Here is a 19,299-nt window from a genome sequence, read left to right as displayed (position 1 = left end):
GTTATGGATAATGCGCTCGATTTTCTTCTAGAACAAGCCAAAGACAGCGAGCAACAAGCGGTCTTAGCCCTCAACAAAGCACGATCAGAGCTTGAAGACTATTACAACCAAGTAAGACAAATTGAGCAGTATCGCCTTGATTACTGTAATCAACTTGTAGAGCGTGGCAAAGGAGGGCTGACGGCGAGTGAGTATGGTCACCTCAATCGTTTTTTGACACAGCTAGATGAGACATTAACCAAGCAAAAATCCGCAGAAAGTCACTTCAAACAACAGGTCGAAGACTGCCAAGATTACTGGCACAATACTCGTAAACAACGTCGGTCCTATGAGTGGCTTATCGATAAAAAAGCTAAAGAGAAACAACTGCAAGAACAAAAGCTTGAACAAAAACAGATGGATGAGTTTTCTAACCTGCTTTTCGCTCGTCGTCGCTCTGCTCGTTAACCCTATCCTTTAGTAAAACTCACTGTTCGGTACAAATTTTGCATCGATAGATGACATAACTGTAAGCGGCGGCATTTTGCCACCTAGCGTATTTAACTCTTCTTTACGGGCCTTAATGGAATGAGTCTGGCAATTACTAACAACAGTATTTCAGCGACACCAAATGCTAAGTCTAGTGACAAAACCACCTTGGTGGATTCCGCCGATAACGCGGAAGAACAGGGCTTTTTTGATAAGCTTAAAAGCGCAATTTCTTCAGAAAATACTGAGGAAAACCAAAAGGTTGAAGGCAAAAAATCAGGCGAAAAGATAACGTCGAGTTCGACAGGTGTTTTATTGGAAGATGGCGCTGAAGTGAGTGATGAGGTAGGAAAAGCCGCTGAGACCACGAAGTCTTCACAAGCCACCCCAGCAACGGTAAAGAGTCAGGCGAATGATGAAGATGTAGAAGGCACTGAAGAGAAGGGTGTCAAAAAAATGGCGGCTGGTGGTGCTATAGCTGTGGGTGATGAGACGTTAAGCTCCGATTCTCAAGGCAGCAGTGTCGAAGCCAAAAAAACCGTGAGCGACAGTGCTGAATTGCTTAATCGTTTAGATGAATCAAACAGTGCGCTAAAGCCCAAATCAACATCAGTTGAGTCTCAAGATGAAGCCAAATTAGCAGGAGCCGCGATATTAGGTACTACAACTGCAAACGCTCGCAACCCTCAAACGATGAATCAAGTTGATGGACACGCAGCATCAATGAGTGGCGACGGCTCGTCAATAGAGAAACAAAGCAAAAATATCGTTGCTCCTGATGGGGTTGTCAGTGAAGCTACCGCCGAAGAATTGGCGGCACTTTCTGCGTCTCAGGGCAATCTTTCACAAACGGGATCTACGCAAAATAATCCTACACAAGGTAGTGCTTCGCTTTCTGGTGATAACCTCGACGGTTCACACAAATCTAAGGCGGTTGCCGCAGGAACTGCAGCACATTTAGCGTCCGGCCAAGAGGTGAGAGCAACGACGTTTGATGGAGACACAAAAGCTGGCACACAAAACCAAATTGCTTGGTCTAAGCCTGATGCGGAGCAAGGCGGAAAATTAGACGCCAAGACTCTCGCGGCGACGGCTTTTACTGCAGATAAGCTTCATTCGAGTGCAAGTCAAAGTGCTGCTATGGCGACGCCAGCTACCCAGGCAACAGCAGTGCCAATACATAGTGCAACTCAAGCCGGCTCAGAGGGGGCGATGGCCGCAAGTGTATTAGCGGCTAATGCTGCCGCAACCAAGCACAATACCAATAATCCATCGTTAACCTCGGGGAATGCAAGTTTAGCTGGCGTGCAAAAACAAAAGGGAGCCGCCAACCTTGGACAAGCAAATGATGCTCCCGCCGGTATAACGCATGCCGCAGCAGCAGGTGTGACTGCTAATCAACTGCGAGCTGAGCAATCACAAGCACCAACAAACGTACAGTCGCCCCTAGTGCTCACCAAAGAGAACGCGAGTGACCAAGTTGCAGAGCGCGTTCAAATGATGATGGCGAAAAATTTGAAACATGTGGATATTCGTTTAGATCCGCCAGACTTAGGTCGAATGCAAATTCGCATGAGTTTAAACAATGATTCTGCGACGGTGCATTTTACGGTTCAAAACCAACAAACGCGCGATATGGTCGATCATGCTATGCCAAGGCTGCGTGAAATGCTGTCTCAACAGGGAATTCAACTGGCAGATTCGTCGGTTCAGCAACAGAGTCAAGGTCAGCAACAACGTCACGCTTCTCATGAATCGAGTGGTTCTGGATCTCAATCTAGTGGTCAGTCGAATCATGGTGTCGATGATACTGAAGAAAGCGTAAGCTTGAACGTGAATGTTGCCAATAAAAAAGATGGTATTAGTTACTACGCCTAACGCGAGTAATCTCATGGAAAATAGAAGAACAAAATGGCAGAAGATACTTTAGAACAACCTAAGAACAACAAAAAACTGTTGATCATTATTGTCGCAGCGCTGGTGCTATTACTGGCTGCTGGTGGTGTCGCCTATTGGTTACTGGGATCTGGTGAGGCGCCAGCAAGTGCTCCCGCGGCACAAAGCGGTGCTGCAGCGGTGCCAGTTGACCCAATATCGTATGTGAATATCGCCCAACCATTTATCTTTAATGCCGCTGGCAAACAGCGCGATCGTGTTGTTCAGATCAAAGCGCAACTTATGGTCCGTGGCCTAGATAACGAAGAAGTGGCGCGTTATCACTCTCCTTTAATAGAAAGTACATTGTTGTCGACGTTTGCGTCGGCGACGGTTGAGCAATTGCGCAGTACGAATGGCCGCGTTGAATTACGTGACCAAGCTACCGCTGATGTTCAAGCCAGTTTGTCTCAGGTTGTCGGTAAGCCTGTAGTCGAAAGAGTGTTATTTACCGATTTTGTAATCCAGTAGGTATTGTGTGACCGATTTATTAAGCCAAGACGAAATTGATGCGCTTCTCCACGGAGTAGACGATGTCGATGAAGTTGAAGATGAGCTAGATCAAGACCCCAATGACGTGGTGCATTTTGACTTCTCGTCGCAAGATCGCATTGTTCGTGGTCGAATGCCTACACTCGAACTTATCAATGAACGTTTTGCGCGCCATATGCGAATCAGCTTATTCAATATGTTGCGAAAAACCGCTGAAGTGTCGATTAACGGCGTTCAGATGATGAAGTTTGGTGAATACCAAAACACCTTATACGTGCCAACAAGCTTGAATATGGTGCGCTTTAGACCGCTAAAAGGAACAGCTCTCATTACTATGGAAGCGCGTTTGGTGTTCATTTTGGTAGAAAACTTCTTTGGTGGTGACGGCCGTTTTCACGCCAAGATTGAGGGTCGAGAGTTTACCCCTACAGAGCGGCGTATCATTCAGTTATTGATGAAAACCGTTTTCGAAGACTACAAGGAAGCGTGGTCGCCAGTTATGGGCGTTGAGTTTGAGTATTTGGACTCAGAAGTGAACCCAAGCATGGCGAACATTGTCAGCCCAACCGAAGTTATTGTGGTCAGCTCGTTCCATATTGAAGTGGATGGCGGTGGTGGCGATTTCCATGTGGTGATGCCGTACTCTATGGTGGAGCCTATTCGCGAATTACTCGATGCAGGTGTCCAGTCGGATAAGATGGAAACCGATGTCCGTTGGAGTAGCGCCCTGCGTGAAGAAATTATGGATGTTCCGGTGAACTTCCGCGTGAACCTGTTAGAGAAAGACGTATCACTTCGTGACCTTATGGAGTTGCAAGCCGGAGATATCATTCCTATCGATATGCCGGAAAATGCCACTATGTTTGTTGAGGAATTGCCGACGTTCAGAGTGAAGATGGGACGCACTGGCGAAAAAGTTGCCGTACAGATTTCCGAAAAAATAAGACGCCCAGATGTAGTGAAAACCGACTTAGCTTTCCTTGGTAAGGATATTATGGCTGAGTTGGAGCATGTGGAAGACGCAGACGAAGAATAACCAGAGTAGATATAAATAATGACGATTAGTGACGACCAAAAACTTGCAGACGAATGGGCAGCCGCTTTAGGTGAAGATCCAATGGCGCCAGAAATTGATGTGGATGAGGTACTCGCCGCCCCACTGGATGAACTGCAAGACTCACCAGCGCCGATTTCAGAGGATGAGCGTCGTAAACTGGATACGATTATGGATATTCCAGTGACCATCTCTATGGAAGTTGGCCGCTCACAAATTAGCATCCGTAACCTACTTCAGCTAAACCAAGGTTCGGTAGTGGAATTAGACCGCATTGCTGGTGAATCACTCGATGTCATGGTAAATGGCACCTTGATCGCTCATGGTGAGGTGGTTGTGGTAAACGACAAGTTTGGTATCCGTTTGACGGATGTCATCAGTCAAACTGAGCGAATTAAGAAGTTGCGTTAATATGGCGATAAAGCTTTTGTCTAGAGTTCTGCTAGTGGCAGTTTCATTAGGAGGGGCATCGACGGCGGTCGCCTCTCAAGAAAGTGCTCCACTAAGCGTTTCTGGTTCTCCATTTGACCTAGCTACTACGCTAGGTTCTTTAGTGTTAGTTATTCTGATAATTCTTGGTTTGGCATGGGTGCTAAAACGCATGAAGGTGCCATCACTGGTCAACCAGCAAGGGCTTAAGATTGTTAGGCAAATTCCAGTTGGGACAAAAGAACGTATTGCTATAGTACAGGCAGGTGAAGAGCAGTTTTTAGTGGGTATTACCTCGCAGTCGATTCAGCTGATTTCAAAGTTGGAGACGCCACTAGAGGAAGCCGATTTGGCTCAGCCTGCGTTTGCTGCGCAGCTATCGAAACTGATGAAGAAACCGAATTCCCATGACTAACTTAACTCGACTGATTTTCATCTGTTTGACGCTGCTTCTTGCGCCACTGTCATGGGCAGAAGAGGCGGTAGCGACACCAGTACCGAGTAATGCTGCACTAGACACAGGTGTGACTGTCACCGCTATGCAGAATGACCGGGGGGCAGCGGGCAGCGCCTCCTCAAGCTCGTTTGGCACAGGGCCAGGTATTCCGGCGTTCACCATGAAAACCAACCCTGATGGCAGCGAAGACTACTCAATAAACTTGCAGATTTTGGCGTTGATGACCATGTTGGGCTTTTTGCCTGCCATGGTTATTTTGATGACCTCATTTACCCGTATCGTTGTTGTGATGTCGATACTAAGACAAGCGATGGGTTTGCAACAAACACCTTCTAATCAGGTGATTATCGGTATCGCGATCTTCTTGACGTTTTTCATCATGTCGCCGGTATTGAATCAGGTGAATGACCAAGCGATTCAACCCTACTTGAATGAACAAATCACGGCAAAAGAAGCGTTTCAGCAGGCACAAGGTCCGATGAAATCCTTTATGCTGAAGCAGACACGAGTCAAAGATTTGGAGACGTTCGTTGAAATGTCGGGCTCGACAGCAAAGAACCCAGAAGATGTGTCAATGGCGGTACTGATTCCGGCATTCATTACTTCAGAGTTGAAAACGGCATTTCAGATCGGCTTTATGTTGTTCTTACCGTTTTTAATTATTGACTTGGTTGTAGCGTCGATACTAATGGCGATGGGTATGATGATGTTGTCACCAATGATCGTATCGCTGCCTTTCAAGTTGATGTTGTTCGTGTTGGTTGATGGATGGAACTTAATACTGTCCACACTGGCCGGCAGTTTTGCCTTGTAGCTGGAGATAATCGATGACTCCAGAGGTATTTGTTGAACTGTTTAGAGACGCATTATGGATGGTGTTGATCCTCGTCTGTGCCATTGTAGTGCCAAGTCTTCTCGTCGGTTTGGTAGTGGCAATTTTCCAAGCGGCCACTTCTATCAATGAACAGACGCTGAGTTTTCTACCAAGATTGATAGTCACCATATTGGCGTTGATTGGCTTTGCTCACTGGGGCACTCAAATGATGATGGAGTTTTTCTATGAAATTATAGAGAGACTGCCACAGGTACTCTGGTAACAACATTATGGAGTACCCTACCAGCGCTGTACTCGAATGGATCAGTAATTACTTTTGGCCTTACGTGCGTATTTCTGCCATGTTGATGGTGATGTCGGTGACGGGGGCCAACTTTGTGTCACCTAGAATTCGATTGTTTTTGGGGCTAGCGCTGACACTGGCTGTCATGCCTTCTATCCCTGCCGTTCCGCAAACTATCGAGTTGTTTTCTTTCCAAGGCTTTCTTACGGTCGCAGAACAGATACTGATTGGTACTGCGATGGGGATGACGACCGTCTTCATGATTCAGACGTTTGTTATGCTAGGTCAGATCCTCGGTATGCAATCGAGTCTGGGTTTCGCGTCTATGGTCGACCCGGCGAATGGCCAAAATACTCCTTTGCTGGGTCAGCTATTTATGTTCCTAGCCACGATGTTTTTTTTGGCAACGGATGGTCATTTGAAAATGATTCAACTGGTGGTGATGAGCTTTAAGACTTTGCCTATCGGGTCTGGACATCTCTCTAGTGCCGATTTTCGTGAGATGGCTGGATGGTTAAGTATCATGTTCCAAACCGCCTTGAGTATGGCCTTAGCCGGGATTATCGCTCTATTAACGGTGAATTTGTCGTTTGGTGTGATGACTCGTGCGGCACCGCAGCTGAATATTTTCTCTCTTGGTTTTGCCTTTGCATTGCTGATTGGTTTGATGATCTGTTGGTACATCATGGCTGGCCTGTACAGTCACTACCAATTGTATTGGCTCGAAGTGGAAGGTCAGGTATGTCGCTTGATCGACCTGAACTGTTAAGCGAGTAGGAGGCTGACGATGGCAGAATCAGATGGCCAAGAACGCACCGAAGACGCCACCCCCCAGTGGCTTAAACAAGCTCGCGAAAAGGGACAGGTGGCACGCTCTAAAGAGTTAGCGTCGGTCTCAGTGCTGATTGTTGGGGCGCTTTCGCTGATGATGTTTGGCGAAGGCCTCGCGCGCGCTTTGTTTGGTTCAATGTCTCGGCTGTTTAACTTGAGCCGAGAAGAAATCTACGATTCGACCAAGCTGTTTGATGTGGCACTTGGCGCACTTTCCAGTCTATTGCTTCCACTTCTACTTATCTTGTTTGTTCTATTTATTGCGGCGTTAATCGGTGCTGCTGGTGTTGGTGGTATTAGTTTCTCTGCAGAAGCGGCGATGCCAAAACTATCCAAAATGAACCCGCTTAGTGGCTTGAAACGCATGGTGGGAATGCAAAGTTGGGTCGAGCTGGTCAAATCGATTTTAAAAGTCACGTTGGTGGCAGGGATGGCATTCTATCTTGTTAACGCCTCCAGAGCAGACTTGTTCCAGCTTAGTATGGAAGTCTTTCCACAAAACATTTTTCACGCGCTCGATATTCTACTTAACTTTATCTTGTTGATTAGTGCGACACTATTGATTGTGGTCGCCATCGATATTCCATTCCAGATTTGGCAGCATGCGAATCAGCTTAAAATGACCAAGCAAGAAGTCAAAGACGAGTTTAAAGATACCGAAGGTAAACCCGAGGTGAAGGGACGGATTCGAATGCTGCAAAGAGAAGCCGCCCAGCGAAGAATGATGGCGGAAGTACCTCAGGCCGATGTTATCATTACCAACCCGGAGCACTTCTCAGTAGCGCTTCGCTATAAACAGGGACAGGACAAAGCGCCTGTTGTAGTTGCAAAGGGTATCGACCACATGGCACTCAAGATACGAGAAGTGGCTAGAGAGCACAGCATCTATGTCATTCCTTCGCCTCCGCTAGCGCGTTCTCTTTATCATACAACAGAACTGGAACAGGAGATTCCAGATGGCCTGTTTGCTGCGGTTGCTCAGATACTGGCGTATGTGTATCAGCTAAAACAGTATCGTAAAAAAGGTGGACAGCGCCCTACGCTGCAAAATGACCAAATTACCATTCCAAAAGATATGAGATTTTAGTGAAGCGCCTTATTTATTGGGTGTGCTGCAAAATCATAGCTTGAAATTCAGAGTGATTTAGTAATTGTTGACGACCCTCGGTGATCATTATGTCTATTGACTCTCGTTCTAAGGTAAAGTCGGTGGGGATCTCATTCATTATCGCTTTGAGTTTTGCATCTTGTGCATTCTGAACACTGATCTCAATAAAATAAGGTTTGATGACTTTGTGCTTTGTTGAGCCTTCTTGTGACCATTTATGCATAGAATCGAGAATTAAATCTTTGGTAGAGTCATTGTAGCGATGGAGTTGAATGTCGGTTACCGCATCCAAGGTATCTTTAATGCTTGGAGCTTCAGAGTGACGACCGAGACCAAGTTCTGGGGAGGTGGAGGCGTCCACAGAAATAATCACGAATGGAATGCTAGATGACGATGAATTAGAGGCGTTAAGTATTTGTTCTGCTTCATAGTGCTCCATCAGTTCATAAATGGCTAATAAACCAAGGTTATCGGTAATTCCGCCATCTACTAGGTGTATGTATTGGTTTTTCTTTTTGCTACTGTAGCTATCTAAGCTGTCTACGAATTGCTGGCTTCGGTTAGGTGACCCATGATTGATTAGCTCAAGCGGGATTGCTGTAGTTTCGCATGTTGGATAATTTTCTAGCACAACGGGCGGAAACAAAACAGGCACAGCAGACGACGCCATGACGGCGCTCGAAATAGGGTAGTTATCTACGTTAGAACATAACAAATCAAAGTATTCCGGTGTAAACGAAAAACGCGTCCGAGTTGTAATATCGGAAGCATTAATAATAACGTATGGTGATTGAGTATTATCGATATCCGAAAAAGTGGCGTCACCAAAGATATGATCTTGATAATAATTGGTGGCATCGGCAGTTAGGTTCTTTGGAACTACCCATCGAAATGGCGAGAGGAAATGCGAAGCGATATCATGGGAAACTTCTTGATATAAGAAATCTTGTCTATATTGCTCTAGCTTGTCATGTCCATATAAGCCAAGGTAGGCCGCGGTGAAACTCCCTCCTGATACAGCACTTACGACATCTACCTCGTCTATCAACGAGATTGACTGGCCGTCTATTTGTATTTGAGTTTGCTCTAGAGCCTCCAGTACACCGTAAGAGAGCGCCGCAGCTCGACTACCTCCACCTGAAAATGACAGCATAACAATCATATGGTTAGGTCGTTGTAGGTACTTTTGCAAGGTATAATCAGAAGCGGACTTTGATGTACTGAGTTGTTGGTTAACTGGTGGCGTGTGTGACGTGCACCCGAGTGCCAGGCTCATTAACAACACTGGCACGTGTTTCAAATTTCTGATTGTTAACATTGATTCAAAATTTTCCTGTTCAATCCGCTATGACTTAGTTAGTTCGCGAAAATTAATGCGCCTGATCCTAAAGTTAATCAATTCATTTTATAAGCAGGGTAATATCGAATTGTCTGTCTCAAGAAATGAGACAATCGGAGGTGCTAGAATATAAAAATAGCGTCAAATATTTGGCGAATCTAGTGGCTTGATTCTTGCTAGTTGCTGTTGTTATAGGATTATTTTCACCAAGGGCTAGTGGTTTTGGTGACGCAGTGACGTAGTTATTAATGAAGTTGACTTTACCTTTTACCGATAGGTTGCCAAACATTCCTCGCAGAGCATTACCAGCTATTGGTGCGCCAATTATGGTTCTTGCAGCGTTGGCAATGATCGTTCTTCCGATCCCGGCATTTCTTCTCGACCTGTTTTTTACCTTCAACATCGCATTAGCGATGGTGGTGCTATTGGTATCGGTCTATACCCGTCGTCCCCTCGACTTCGCTGCTTTTCCAACGGTGCTGCTCATCGCGACTTTACTGCGTTTGGCACTAAACGTTGCCTCTACTCGAGTGGTGTTACTGTATGGTCACGAGGGAAGTGGTGCGGCCGGTAACGTAATTGAAGCCTTTGGTAACGTCGTGATTGGCGGTAACTACGCGGTTGGTTTAGTCGTGTTTATGATTTTGATGATCATTAACTTTATGGTGGTTACCAAAGGTGCGGGGCGAATCTCTGAAGTTAGTGCGCGCTTTACTTTGGACGCCTTACCAGGTAAGCAAATGGCCATTGATGCAGACTTAAACGCTGGCCTTATTGATCAAGAGCAAGCTAGAACACGCCGATTTGAAGTAACCAAAGAAGCAGACTTCTACGGATCGATGGATGGTGCATCCAAGTTCGTTAAAGGAGACGCCATTGCTGGTATCCTGATTTTGTTCTTAAACATCATTGGCGGCTTGAGTATTGGTATGATGCAGTACTCACTCAGTTTTGGTGAAGCAATCCAAATCTATACGTTACTGACCATTGGTGATGGTTTAGTAGCACAGATTCCATCACTTTTGCTCTCCATTGCTGCGGCAATCATGGTGACCCGTCAAAATACTGACGAGGATATGGGCCAGCAGGTTGTTTTCCAACTGTTTGATAATCCGAAAGCTCTAACCATTACTGCGGGGATCCTAGGTGTGATGGGTATTGTGCCTGGAATGCCTCATTTTGCTTTCCTGATGCTGGCATTGATCGCCGGCTTAGGGGCTTATTGGTTACACAGAAAACAAGCTAAGAAAGAGGAGCAGAAGAACCTGCCCGCTGAGATCAGCAGCAACGAAACATCATCAACTCCTAAAGAGCTGTCTTGGGATGATGTTCACCCAGTGGACGTTATTGGCTTGGAAGTCGGTTATCGTTTGATACCGCTTGTTGACCGAGACCAAGGTGGTGAATTACTCGAGCGTGTTAAAGGGGTTCGTAAGAAGCTGTCACAAGATTTTGGCTTCCTCATTCCTGCTGTGCATATTCGCGACAACCTAGAGCTAACACCAAACTCCTATCGAATCACGTTGATGGGGGTCGCGGTGGGTGAAGCAGAGATTCGTCCTGACCAAGAATTAGCGATTAACCCAGGGCAAGTTTATGGCCTGATCGACGGCGAACAAACCATAGACCCTGCATTCGGACTTGAAGCGGTCTGGATTCAGGAAGCACAGCGAGAGCACGCTCAAGCACTAGGCTATACCGTTGTCGACTCATCTACCGTGTTGGCGACTCACTTAAGTCAGTTGCTGACCAACAATGCAGCGCAATTGCTTGGACACGAAGAAGTGCAAAACCTTCTTGAAATGCTGGGGCGCAGTGCGCCAAAACTGGTCGAGGATTTTGTACCAGAGCAATTACCTCTAGGAACTGTGGTGAAAGTGCTACAAAACTTGCTGCATGAAGCCATACCAATCAGAGATATTCGAACTATTGTGCAAACTTTGGCCGAGTACTCCGGCAAGAGTCAAGAACCTGACGTTCTGACAGCAGCGGTTCGTATAGCGCTAAAACGACTAATTGTTCAGGAAATCAATGGAATAGAGCCGGAGTTGCCGGTCATTACCCTTATTCCTGAGCTGGAACAAATATTGCATCAAACAATGCAAGCTTCTGGTGGCGAATCAACCGGAATTGAACCTGGATTAGCCGAACGACTGCAAGCGTCGCTAACTCAAGCGACACAAGAGCAAGAGCTAAAAGGTGAGGCAGCTGTGCTGCTGACATCAGGGGTACTACGTTCGACATTGGCTAAGTTTGTGAAAAATACCATTCCAAACTTACGCGTCTTGTCTTACCAAGAAATCCCAGATGAGAAACAAATCAGAATTGTGCAAGCCGTTGGTAATTAGCGGTTTGGATGGAAAATGGATGTAACAGTTGAAAATTAAACGATTTTTTGCCAGAGATATGCGTCAGGCGCTGCTCCAAGTAAAAGAAGAACTTGGTGCTGAAGCGGTGATCATGTCCAATAAAAAAGTGGCGGGTGGGGTAGAAATCGTTGCTGCCGTCGATGGTGATAGTTCGCCATCGGAACCACGTCAGATGCAAAGCAACGCATTGGCGGCACCAACACGTCCACAGAGCAGTTATGACGGTGGTCGCCAGACCAATGACCGTTATGCTGATGGTAGAAACCAGAATAGTGGACGCAGCCTCAAGGACGACGTTGTGAATCTCAATCAAAAAAGTTCAGCAAGTGCGCCGTCGGTCACCGATCGGTTTGCCAGTATGCTCAAAAATTATCGTGGTGCTGACAGCAACGCGAGTAAAAGCGCATCGACACCGCCAGACTCTCTTTCTGCTTTATTAGAAAGACAATCAGAGCGAGCAAAATCGGTCAGTGACAGTTATCAAAACAGCGATCGCTATCAATACGCTCAAGAAAATCGCTCAGATTTTGATTCTCGCGACAATCGTTCAAGCCTACGCTCCACAGGGCGTCATCAATTCGCTGAAAATAGTACAGATGCACCGCGCAGAGGTTCCAATCCACGTGACGCGAAAATCGGTGAAGAACTCGAAGCGATGAAGGAAGATATGTCTTCCATCCGCCGCCTTCTTGAACATCAGGTGTCCGGTTTAATGTGGCAAGAAGTCGAGCGCCGAGAGCCACTTCGAGCCATGTTAATCAAACGATTAGAAAGAATGGGCCTGTCTCCTGAACTTTCTGACCAACTCGCTTGTTATATTCCAGAAGATACGCCGCCTCAAAAAGCATGGAAGGCGTTGTTGTCTTTAGTCTCAGATCAAATCGTAGTGAGTAAGCAAGATATTCTGCGCAAAGGTGGGATAGTCGCGTTGCTTGGGCCTACGGGGGTAGGTAAAACGACGACGGTGGCTAAACTAGCAGCAAGAGCCGCCATGGAATACGGCTCTGACAATGTAGCGCTAGTCACAACGGATACCTACCGAATTGGTGCTCATGAGCAATTATCTATTTATGGCAGAATTATGGGATGTCCCGTCAGAGTTGCTAAAGATTCTGAAGAACTTGCCGATGTACTATATCAATTAAGAAACAGACGCTTAGTGCTGATTGATACCGCAGGTATGGGGCAGCGAGACGTTAGGCTTTCCGAACAGCTAGATACGCTGATGCAGGAGAGTGGAGAAGTAATACATAGCTACTTGGTGCTACCGGCGACGGCGCAGCGTCAAGTGTTGCAAGAAACGTTAGACCACTTTAGACGCATCCCGTTATCAGGGTGCATTATGACTAAGTTGGATGAGTCGTTAAGCTTGGGCGAATTTATCAGTGTTGTAGTACAAAATGCACTGCCAGTCACCTATATTGCCAATGGACAACGGGTGCCAGAAGACATTGTAATTGCGCAGCCCAAATATATGGTCGCGAAAGCGAACGAACTATTAGAGAAGTCGACAGAGAATGAACCCCACTTCTGGAACAGTGATATGGAGGGGGTTTAGGTGCAAGCGAATATGACAAATAACATGATACATGACCAAGCGAGTGGCCTAAGACGTTTGACTCAGCCAACGTTGACGAAGGTAATTTCAGTTACTGGCGGTAAAGGTGGTGTTGGTAAATCCAATGTGACGCTTGGACTTGCAATCTGTATGGCTCGTCAAGGCAAAAAAGTGATGGTGTTGGATGCTGATTTAGGTCTGGCAAATGTCGACGTCATGCTTGGTATTCGACCTAAGAAAAACCTCGGTCATGTATTGGCAGGCGAATGCGATTTAAAAGATGCCATTGTCGAAGGTCCTCACGGCATTCGAATTATCCCAGCGACATCTGGTACGCAAAGTATGACAGAGCTAAGTCATGCTCAACATATGGGGTTGATTCGAGCGTTTGGTAGCTTAGAAGAAGAAATGGACGTACTGCTTGTAGATACTGCAGCAGGCATTTCCGATATGGTGGTGAGCTTTTCTCGTGCAGCGCAAGATGTAGTAGTGGTGGTGTGTGATGAACCAACCTCAATTACCGATGCTTACGCGCTTATAAAGCTACTTAGTCGAGAGCATCAAGTTCAGCGCTTCAAAGTGGTGGCGAATATGGTTCGTAGCTATCGAGAAGGACGAGAATTGTTTACAAAATTGACACTAGTCACAGAACGATTCCTCAATGTGAGTCTTGAGTTAGTCGCATGCATCCCATTAGATGATAAAGTGCGACAAGCAGTGAAGAGACAAAAAATAGTAGTTGATGCATTTCCACGCTCACCTGCTGCTCTAGCGCTAAGTTCTTTGGCGAACAAAGCGTTAACTTGGCCAATTCCAAAAGTACCAAGTGGGCACCTAGAGTTTTTTGTCGAAAGGCTACTAAATAGACCAGAAGCGCTAGAGGAACCGTTTAGTGAATAAAGCTTTGACCTATGACCAACATGCCAATTTGAGTGGTCAGCAAGCTTTCTTAGAGAAGTACTCAGTATTGGTGAAGCGTATTGCCCACCATTTGATTGGGCGACTTCCACCGAACGTGTTGGTTGAAGACTTGATTCAGGCTGGAATGATCGGCTTGATTGAAGCACAAAAAAATTACGATGGCACTAAAGGCGCGAGTTTCGAAACCTACGCCGGGATTCGGATTCGAGGAGCCATGCTTGATGATATTCGTCGCGGTGATTGGGTACCACGTTCGGTACATAAACATAGCCGTGATATTTCTCAGGCCATTTCAGTGTTGGAAGTCGAACTCAATCGAGATCCAACCGATTCTGAGGTGGCTAACTATTTGGGGCTGAGTCTTGCTCAATACCACAAAGCTCTGACCGATATTAATTGTTCGAAGCTGGTGGGAATAGAAGATTTAGGCGTTTCGGAAGATTCTGTCTCTGTTTCAGATGAAGAAGATAATACTCCGTTTCAAGGTGTCGCGGACGATGCGTTCCGTGAAGCGTTAATAGAATCAATAAAATCGCTACCAGAGCGTGAAGCATTAACGTTATCCTTGTATTATGACGAAGAGTTAAATTTGAAGGAGATAGGTGAAGTATTGGGCGTCAGCGAATCGCGCGTTAGTCAAATATTGAGCCAATCGATGCAGCGTCTTCGCACCAAGCTAAGTGCTTGGACAGATAATAATTAATAAACACTGATCTTGCTTTCAGTGGAGGCAATTTTGAATAAAAACATGAAAATCCTTATTGTTGACGACTTTTCAACAATGCGCCGTATTGTCAAAAACCTTCTACGCGACTTGGGCTTTAGCAACACGCTAGAAGCTGATGACGGTTTAACGGCACTACCAATGCTCAAGAAGGGCGATTTTGACTTTGTCGTAACCGACTGGAATATGCCAGGCATGCAAGGGATCGATCTACTACGACACATCCGAGCGGATGAAGAACTTAAACACCTACCTGTTCTTATGATCACTGCAGAAGCTAAACGCGAGCAGATTATCGAGGCGGCGCAAGCCGGTGTAAATGGTTACATCGTTAAACCATTTACCGCAGCAACACTAAAAGAAAAATTAGACAAAATTTTCGAGCGTTTATAACGCGCTCATCATAGCGAATGGCTATATCAGAATGATTTCATTAGAACAAGCTAAGCAGCTTGTTGATTTGTTGGAAAACGACAAACAACAAGAAGCCAATGAGCTGGTCATGATGATTCAAGGCGGCAACGAAAGTCGAGTACTTCAAGAAGTTGGCGCTCTGACTCGTGACCTGCACGATGCTTTAAAGGAATTCAGCATTGATACGCGTCTTAATGAGATTGCCAATGATGAAATCCCTGAAGCTCGCGACCGCTTAGAATACGTCATCAACAAGACGGAAATTTCTGCCAATACCACAATGGACGCGGTAGAACGTTGTCTGCCTATGGCGGACAATCTCCATGAATGTTTATTACAGGTTCGTCCACAGTGGAACGAGCTAATGCATGGCAGGCTTGAGCTAAAACAATTTAAAGACCTGTGTCATCGTATTGATGATCTACTTAGTCAGGTGGAAGGGGATGGTACCGAACTGCGTACTCAGCTCACCAACATCCTAATGGCGCAGGATTTTCAAGACCTTACTGGACAAATCATTCGCCGCGTCATCACTTTAGTCAGTGAAGTGGAAACGAGGCTGGTGGAAATCTTGAAAGTGTTCAGTGACGAACAACAACCAATAACAACAAAACCAAAGCAGGCACCAGTTGGCGTCGAGGGACCGATTATTAACCCTCATGAGAGAGACGATGCCGTCTCTTCGCAAGACGAAGTCGATGATTTGCTTTCGAGTCTTGGGTTTTAGGGGTGGACAATGAGCTACGAATTAGATGAAGAGATTCTACAGGACTTTCTAGTAGAAGCGGGTGAGATACTCGAGTTGCTTTCAGAGCAGCTAGTCGAACTAGAGAACAACCCTGAAGATAAAGATCTTTTGAATGCGATATTTAGAGGTTTCCATACCGTAAAAGGTGGCGCGGGATTTCTAGCATTAACTGAACTTGTTGATACCTGTCATGGTGCGGAAAACGTCTTCGATATCCTTCGAAACGGCCAGCGCTCAGTGAGTGCTGGTCTAATGGATACTATGCTTAAAGCGTTAGACACCGTTAACCATCAGTTCCAATCAGTTCAGAACATGGCTCCGATTGAACCAGCCGATCCTGCACTACTAGAGGAACTTCATCGCCTAAGTAAGCCAGAGTCCGCAGATGAGGCCGTAGCTCCTAAGGTTGAAATCCCAGAACCTCCGACCGTCTCTGAGCCAGAACTCAGCGTAGTTGAATCTTCAACGGTGGCGCAAGGCGACTCCATCGATGATATTACTCAAGATGAGTTTGAGCGTCTTCTAGATGAGCTTCATGGCAAAGGGAGTGGCCCGAGTAAAGTTGCGGCTGCGCCTGCCATCTCTGCGGTGGATAGCGCGCCTGTTGCGCCAGCGGAACTTAGCTCGTCAGACATTACGGACGATGAGTTTGAAAAACTGTTAGACGAACTACATGGTGTTGGTAAGGGACCTTCTGCGGCAGATATTGCCCCGGCAGTGACACCTGTAGCTGCCTCTAAGCCAGAGGTTAAAGAGACACCAGCAGGGTCTGACAGTGGTGATTTGATGACGGACGAAGAGTTCGAGAAACTGCTGGATGAATTGCATGGTGTTGGTAAGGGTCCTTCTCCAGATGAACTGGATGTAGCAACAAAACCTGCATCTCAAAACGTTGCATCAGCGACGATCGAGCCTAAAGTAGCAGAACCTACCAAAGCGGCGGCCCCCGCTGTTGCGCCAGCCCCAGAAAAATCCTTACCAGCGGAAAGCAAGAACACGGCTGTGCAGGTCAAGAAACCACAGGCCGAAGCAACAGTGCGTGTTGATACTTCAACACTGGATACCATCATGAACATGGTTGGTGAGCTGGTGTTGGTTCGTAACCGCTTGGTAAGTCTTGGTCTCAACAGTAATGATGAAGAGATGTCTAAAGCAGTCTCCAATCTCGATGTTGTGACTGCAGATCTGCAAGGTGCGGTAATGAAAACCCGCATGCAGCCTATTAAGAAAGTATTCGGTCGCTTCCCACGAGTGGTAAGAGACTTGGCGCGTAGCCTTAACAAGGACATTGTTCTTGAAATGCAAGGTGAAGATACCGACCTCGATAAGAACTTAGTAGAAGCCCTAGCGGATCCACTGATTCACTTGGTTCGAAACTCGGTTGACCATGGTGTGGAGATGCCAGATGTTCGTGAACAGTCAGGTAAATCTCGCACGGGTAAGATAACCCTTTCTGCCTCTCAAGAAGGTGACCATATCGAACTTGCCATTATTGATGATGGTGGTGGTATGGACCCTGAGAAGCTACGAGCTATCGCAGTAAAACGTGGCATGATGGACGAGGACGCAGCCTCTCGTCTGACCGATAAAGAGTGCTTTAATCTTATCTTTATGCCGGGCTTCTCCAGTAAAGAAAAGATCTCGGATATATCGGGTCGTGGCGTAGGTATGGATGTGGTGAAGACTGCCATTAATACCTTAAACGGCTCTATCGATATTGACTCAGAACTCGGTAAAGGCACCAAAATTACCATTAAAGTTCCGCTCACATTAGCGATACTTCCAACCTTAATGGTGGGCGTGGGAGGTAATCCATTTGCACTGCCTTTGGCAAGCGTGAACGAAATTTTCCACCTAGATTTAAGCCGTACCAATGTGGTTGATGGTCAATTGACGATCATTGTTCGTGATAAGTCTATTCCTCTGTTCTATCTGCAAAACTGGCTCGCACCACATGCGGGTCGCGCTGAGCAGCGTACGGGTCATGGGCATGTGGTTATCGTTCAGATAGGCAGCCAGCGTGTTGGCTTTGTTGTGGATACTTTGATCGGCCAAGAAGAAGTGGTGATTAAACCGCTAGATAGCCTATTACAAGGTACGCCGGGCATGGCAGGCGCAACAATTACTAGTGATGGTCACATCGCATTGATATTAGACGTACCTGACTTACTTAAGCAGTACGCAGCGGCATCGCGTATCTAATTTAGGGAAGTCTATGTCACTTAAAGTACTCGTCGTCGACGACTCAAGTTTTTTCCGCAGACGTGTTAGCGATATTATTAATGCAGCACCTCGATTAGAAGTGGTTGATGTTGCTGTGAATGGCAAAGAGGCAGTCGAAAAGGCACTGTCTCTGAAACCCGATGTGATCACTATGGATATAGAGATGCCAGTTATGGATGGCATCTCTGCGGTACGTGAGATCATGGCGTCTCAGCCAACCCCAATACTTATGTTCTCGTCTTTGACGCATGAAGGCGCCAAAGCGACCTTAGATGCATTGGAAGCTGGTGCTTTAGATTTCTTACCAAAGAAATTTGAAGATATTGCGCGCAACAAAGACGAAGCTGTCAGCCTATTGCAGCAACGTGTGCAGCAAATTGCTAGCCGTCGCGCGTTGTTACGCAGAACTCCTATTCGTCCAATATCAAGACCAGCGGGCACATTATCATCGAGAACAGCCGCTTCACGTGTCGAACCTTCAGTGAGTGCTGTAAAGGCCACTGCGCCAGCCGCACGGTTTCGTGCCAGTGGTAAGTCGTATCAGTTGACAGCGATCGGAACTTCAACGGGCGGGCCAGTCGCTCTGCAAAAGATCTTAACCAAGTTACCTGTTAATTATCCCCACCCGATTCTACTTGTACAGCATATGCCAGCGACGTTTACGGCAGCGTTTGCAGCACGCTTAAACTCTCTTTGCCAAATTACGGTCAAAGAAGCGGCGGATGGCGATATGTTGCAACCAGGTGTTGCCTATTTGGCGCCAGGCGGAATGCAGATGATGCTCGAGGGGCGCCCTGGTAATACCAAGATCCGCATCATTGATGGTGGTGAACGCATGAATTACAAACCCTGTGTTGATGTCACCTTTGGTTCTGCCGCTAAGATCTATCAAGACAAAGTGTTGTCGATGATATTAACTGGAATGGGTGCAGATGGCAGAGAAGGCGCTCGTATGCTCAAAGCTGCAGGGTCAACGATTTGGGCTCAAGACGAAGAGTCTTGCGTGGTTTATGGCATGCCTCAGGCTGTAGCGAAAGCAGGTATTTCGACGGAAGACCTGCCGTTGGAGCGCATCGCCGAACGTATTTTAGTAGAGCTCAAGAGGCACTAA

The 19,299-nt window shown here is 46.5% G+C and carries 19 protein-coding genes; 18 read left to right on the top strand and 1 reads right to left on the bottom strand.

Features of this window, described 5'->3' with window-relative positions; all coding sequences use genetic code 11:
• The first annotated feature begins 3 nt into the window (after positions 1-3).
• The 10 genes from fliJ to flhB all read left to right on the top strand — a co-directional run bounded on the left by fliJ (position 4) and on the right by flhB (position 7,871).
• The gene (fliJ, locus tag MMA19_RS17985) at positions 4-447 is read left to right on the top strand and encodes a flagellar export protein FliJ (RefSeq protein ID WP_031494285.1); all 444 of its coding nucleotides are present in this window, start codon (positions 4-6) and stop codon (positions 445-447) included.
• A 120-nt stretch (positions 448-567) separates the two neighbouring features.
• On the top strand, positions 568-2,346 hold the full coding sequence (locus tag MMA19_RS17980; protein ID WP_240206860.1) for a flagellar hook-length control protein FliK: 1,779 nt from the start codon (positions 568-570) through the stop codon (positions 2,344-2,346).
• 33 nt (positions 2,347-2,379) lie between these two features.
• Positions 2,380-2,874 carry a flagellar basal body-associated protein FliL gene (gene fliL, locus MMA19_RS17975; protein ID WP_006069968.1) on the top strand — a complete coding sequence of 165 codons (495 nt, stop codon included), beginning with the start codon at positions 2,380-2,382 and terminating at the stop codon, positions 2,872-2,874.
• 7 nt (positions 2,875-2,881) lie between these two features.
• A complete protein-coding gene (gene fliM, locus MMA19_RS17970) occupies positions 2,882-3,931 on the top strand; it encodes a flagellar motor switch protein FliM (protein ID WP_006069969.1) in 1,050 nt (349 codons plus the stop codon).
• Between the two features lie 18 nt (positions 3,932-3,949).
• Positions 3,950-4,360 (top strand): flagellar motor switch protein FliN, encoded by a 411-nt coding sequence (gene fliN / locus MMA19_RS17965; RefSeq protein ID WP_006069970.1) that lies wholly within the window; start codon positions 3,950-3,952, stop codon positions 4,358-4,360.
• Position 4,361: 1 nt separating this feature from the next.
• Complete coding sequence (gene fliO / locus MMA19_RS17960) at positions 4,362-4,793, top strand: flagellar biosynthetic protein FliO (protein WP_240206859.1); 432 nt, start codon at positions 4,362-4,364, stop codon at positions 4,791-4,793.
• Positions 4,786-5,649: a flagellar type III secretion system pore protein FliP gene (fliP, locus tag MMA19_RS17955; protein ID WP_240206857.1), complete on the top strand. Its 864-nt coding sequence runs from the start codon at positions 4,786-4,788 to the stop codon at positions 5,647-5,649. Before fliO ends, fliP begins: the two co-directional genes overlap by 8 nt.
• 13 nt (positions 5,650-5,662) lie before the next feature.
• Positions 5,663-5,932, top strand: coding sequence for a flagellar biosynthesis protein FliQ (fliQ, locus tag MMA19_RS17950; RefSeq protein ID WP_006069973.1), 270 nt, complete (start codon positions 5,663-5,665; stop codon positions 5,930-5,932).
• Between the two features lie 7 nt (positions 5,933-5,939).
• On the top strand, positions 5,940-6,722 hold the full coding sequence (fliR, locus tag MMA19_RS17945; RefSeq protein WP_006069974.1) for a flagellar biosynthetic protein FliR: 783 nt from the start codon (positions 5,940-5,942) through the stop codon (positions 6,720-6,722).
• 18 nt (positions 6,723-6,740) lie between these two features.
• Positions 6,741-7,871 carry a flagellar biosynthesis protein FlhB gene (gene flhB / locus MMA19_RS17940; protein ID WP_240206855.1) on the top strand — a complete coding sequence of 377 codons (1,131 nt, stop codon included), beginning with the start codon at positions 6,741-6,743 and terminating at the stop codon, positions 7,869-7,871.
• A gap of 13 nt (positions 7,872-7,884) precedes the next feature.
• On the opposite strand, the gene MMA19_RS17935 is transcribed toward flhB, so the two are convergent.
• Positions 7,885-9,168, bottom strand: a complete 1,284-nt coding sequence (locus MMA19_RS17935; RefSeq protein WP_240206853.1) for a patatin-like phospholipase family protein — start codon at positions 9,166-9,168, stop codon at positions 7,885-7,887.
• A 311-nt stretch (positions 9,169-9,479) separates the two neighbouring features.
• Between MMA19_RS17935 and flhA the strand changes: the two genes are divergently transcribed.
• The 8 genes from flhA to MMA19_RS17895 are packed head-to-tail and all read left to right on the top strand — an operon-like array spanning position 9,480 to position 19,299.
• Positions 9,480-11,579 carry a flagellar biosynthesis protein FlhA gene (gene flhA, locus MMA19_RS17930; RefSeq protein WP_240206852.1) on the top strand — a complete coding sequence of 700 codons (2,100 nt, stop codon included), beginning with the start codon at positions 9,480-9,482 and terminating at the stop codon, positions 11,577-11,579.
• Positions 11,580-11,607: 28 nt separating this feature from the next.
• The gene (gene flhF, locus MMA19_RS17925) at positions 11,608-13,158 is read left to right on the top strand and encodes a flagellar biosynthesis protein FlhF (RefSeq protein WP_239920658.1); all 1,551 of its coding nucleotides are present in this window, start codon (positions 11,608-11,610) and stop codon (positions 13,156-13,158) included.
• A gap of 12 nt (positions 13,159-13,170) precedes the next feature.
• Positions 13,171-14,058 carry a MinD/ParA family protein gene (locus MMA19_RS17920; protein WP_031495379.1) on the top strand — a complete coding sequence of 296 codons (888 nt, stop codon included), beginning with the start codon at positions 13,171-13,173 and terminating at the stop codon, positions 14,056-14,058.
• A complete protein-coding gene (locus tag MMA19_RS17915) occupies positions 14,051-14,782 on the top strand; it encodes an RNA polymerase sigma factor FliA (protein WP_038229381.1) in 732 nt (243 codons plus the stop codon). The genes MMA19_RS17920 and MMA19_RS17915 overlap by 8 nt, the downstream gene beginning before the upstream one ends.
• 45 nt (positions 14,783-14,827) lie before the next feature.
• Positions 14,828-15,196: a chemotaxis response regulator CheY gene (cheY, locus tag MMA19_RS17910; RefSeq protein ID WP_006069980.1), complete on the top strand. Its 369-nt coding sequence runs from the start codon at positions 14,828-14,830 to the stop codon at positions 15,194-15,196.
• Between the two features lie 31 nt (positions 15,197-15,227).
• Positions 15,228-15,944: a protein phosphatase CheZ gene (locus MMA19_RS17905; RefSeq protein WP_006069981.1), complete on the top strand. Its 717-nt coding sequence runs from the start codon at positions 15,228-15,230 to the stop codon at positions 15,942-15,944.
• A 9-nt stretch (positions 15,945-15,953) separates the two neighbouring features.
• Complete coding sequence (locus MMA19_RS17900) at positions 15,954-18,167, top strand: chemotaxis protein CheA (protein ID WP_240206850.1); 2,214 nt, start codon at positions 15,954-15,956, stop codon at positions 18,165-18,167.
• Between the two features lie 13 nt (positions 18,168-18,180).
• Complete coding sequence (locus tag MMA19_RS17895) at positions 18,181-19,299, top strand: chemotaxis response regulator protein-glutamate methylesterase (protein ID WP_038229385.1); 1,119 nt, start codon at positions 18,181-18,183, stop codon at positions 19,297-19,299.

The sequence above is a fragment of the Vibrio sp. CyArs1 genome (assembly GCF_022432925.1).
GTDB lineage: Bacteria > Pseudomonadota > Gammaproteobacteria > Enterobacterales > Vibrionaceae > Vibrio > Vibrio mediterranei.
Note: the sequence above shows the minus strand (reverse complement) of the source record. Positions and strands in the feature narration are given on the sequence as shown.

Excerpts from the sequence above, each read along its gene's own strand:
- fliJ (WP_031494285.1), top strand. The coding sequence starts at position 4 with ATGGATAATGCGCTCGATTTTCTTCTAGAACAAGCCAAAGACAGCGAG.
- MMA19_RS17980 (WP_240206860.1), top strand. The coding sequence starts at position 568 with ATGAGTCTGGCAATTACTAACAACAGTATTTCAGCGACACCAAATGCT.
- fliL (WP_006069968.1), top strand. The coding sequence starts at position 2,380 with ATGGCAGAAGATACTTTAGAACAACCTAAGAACAACAAAAAACTGTTG.
- fliN (WP_006069970.1), top strand. The coding sequence starts at position 3,950 with ATGACGATTAGTGACGACCAAAAACTTGCAGACGAATGGGCAGCCGCT.
- fliO (WP_240206859.1), top strand. The coding sequence starts at position 4,362 with ATGGCGATAAAGCTTTTGTCTAGAGTTCTGCTAGTGGCAGTTTCATTA.
- fliP (WP_240206857.1), top strand. The coding sequence starts at position 4,786 with ATGACTAACTTAACTCGACTGATTTTCATCTGTTTGACGCTGCTTCTT.
- fliQ (WP_006069973.1), top strand. The coding sequence starts at position 5,663 with ATGACTCCAGAGGTATTTGTTGAACTGTTTAGAGACGCATTATGGATG.
- fliR (WP_006069974.1), top strand. The coding sequence starts at position 5,940 with ATGGAGTACCCTACCAGCGCTGTACTCGAATGGATCAGTAATTACTTT.
- flhB (WP_240206855.1), top strand. The coding sequence starts at position 6,741 with ATGGCAGAATCAGATGGCCAAGAACGCACCGAAGACGCCACCCCCCAG.
- MMA19_RS17935 (WP_240206853.1), bottom strand. The coding sequence starts at position 9,168 with ATGAGCCTGGCACTCGGGTGCACGTCACACACGCCACCAGTTAACCAA.
- flhA (WP_240206852.1), top strand. The coding sequence starts at position 9,480 with ATGAAGTTGACTTTACCTTTTACCGATAGGTTGCCAAACATTCCTCGC.
- MMA19_RS17920 (WP_031495379.1), top strand. The coding sequence starts at position 13,171 with ATGACAAATAACATGATACATGACCAAGCGAGTGGCCTAAGACGTTTG.
- cheY (WP_006069980.1), top strand. The coding sequence starts at position 14,828 with ATGAAAATCCTTATTGTTGACGACTTTTCAACAATGCGCCGTATTGTC.
- MMA19_RS17905 (WP_006069981.1), top strand. The coding sequence starts at position 15,228 with ATGATTTCATTAGAACAAGCTAAGCAGCTTGTTGATTTGTTGGAAAAC.
- MMA19_RS17900 (WP_240206850.1), top strand. The coding sequence starts at position 15,954 with ATGAGCTACGAATTAGATGAAGAGATTCTACAGGACTTTCTAGTAGAA.
- MMA19_RS17895 (WP_038229385.1), top strand. The coding sequence starts at position 18,181 with ATGTCACTTAAAGTACTCGTCGTCGACGACTCAAGTTTTTTCCGCAGA.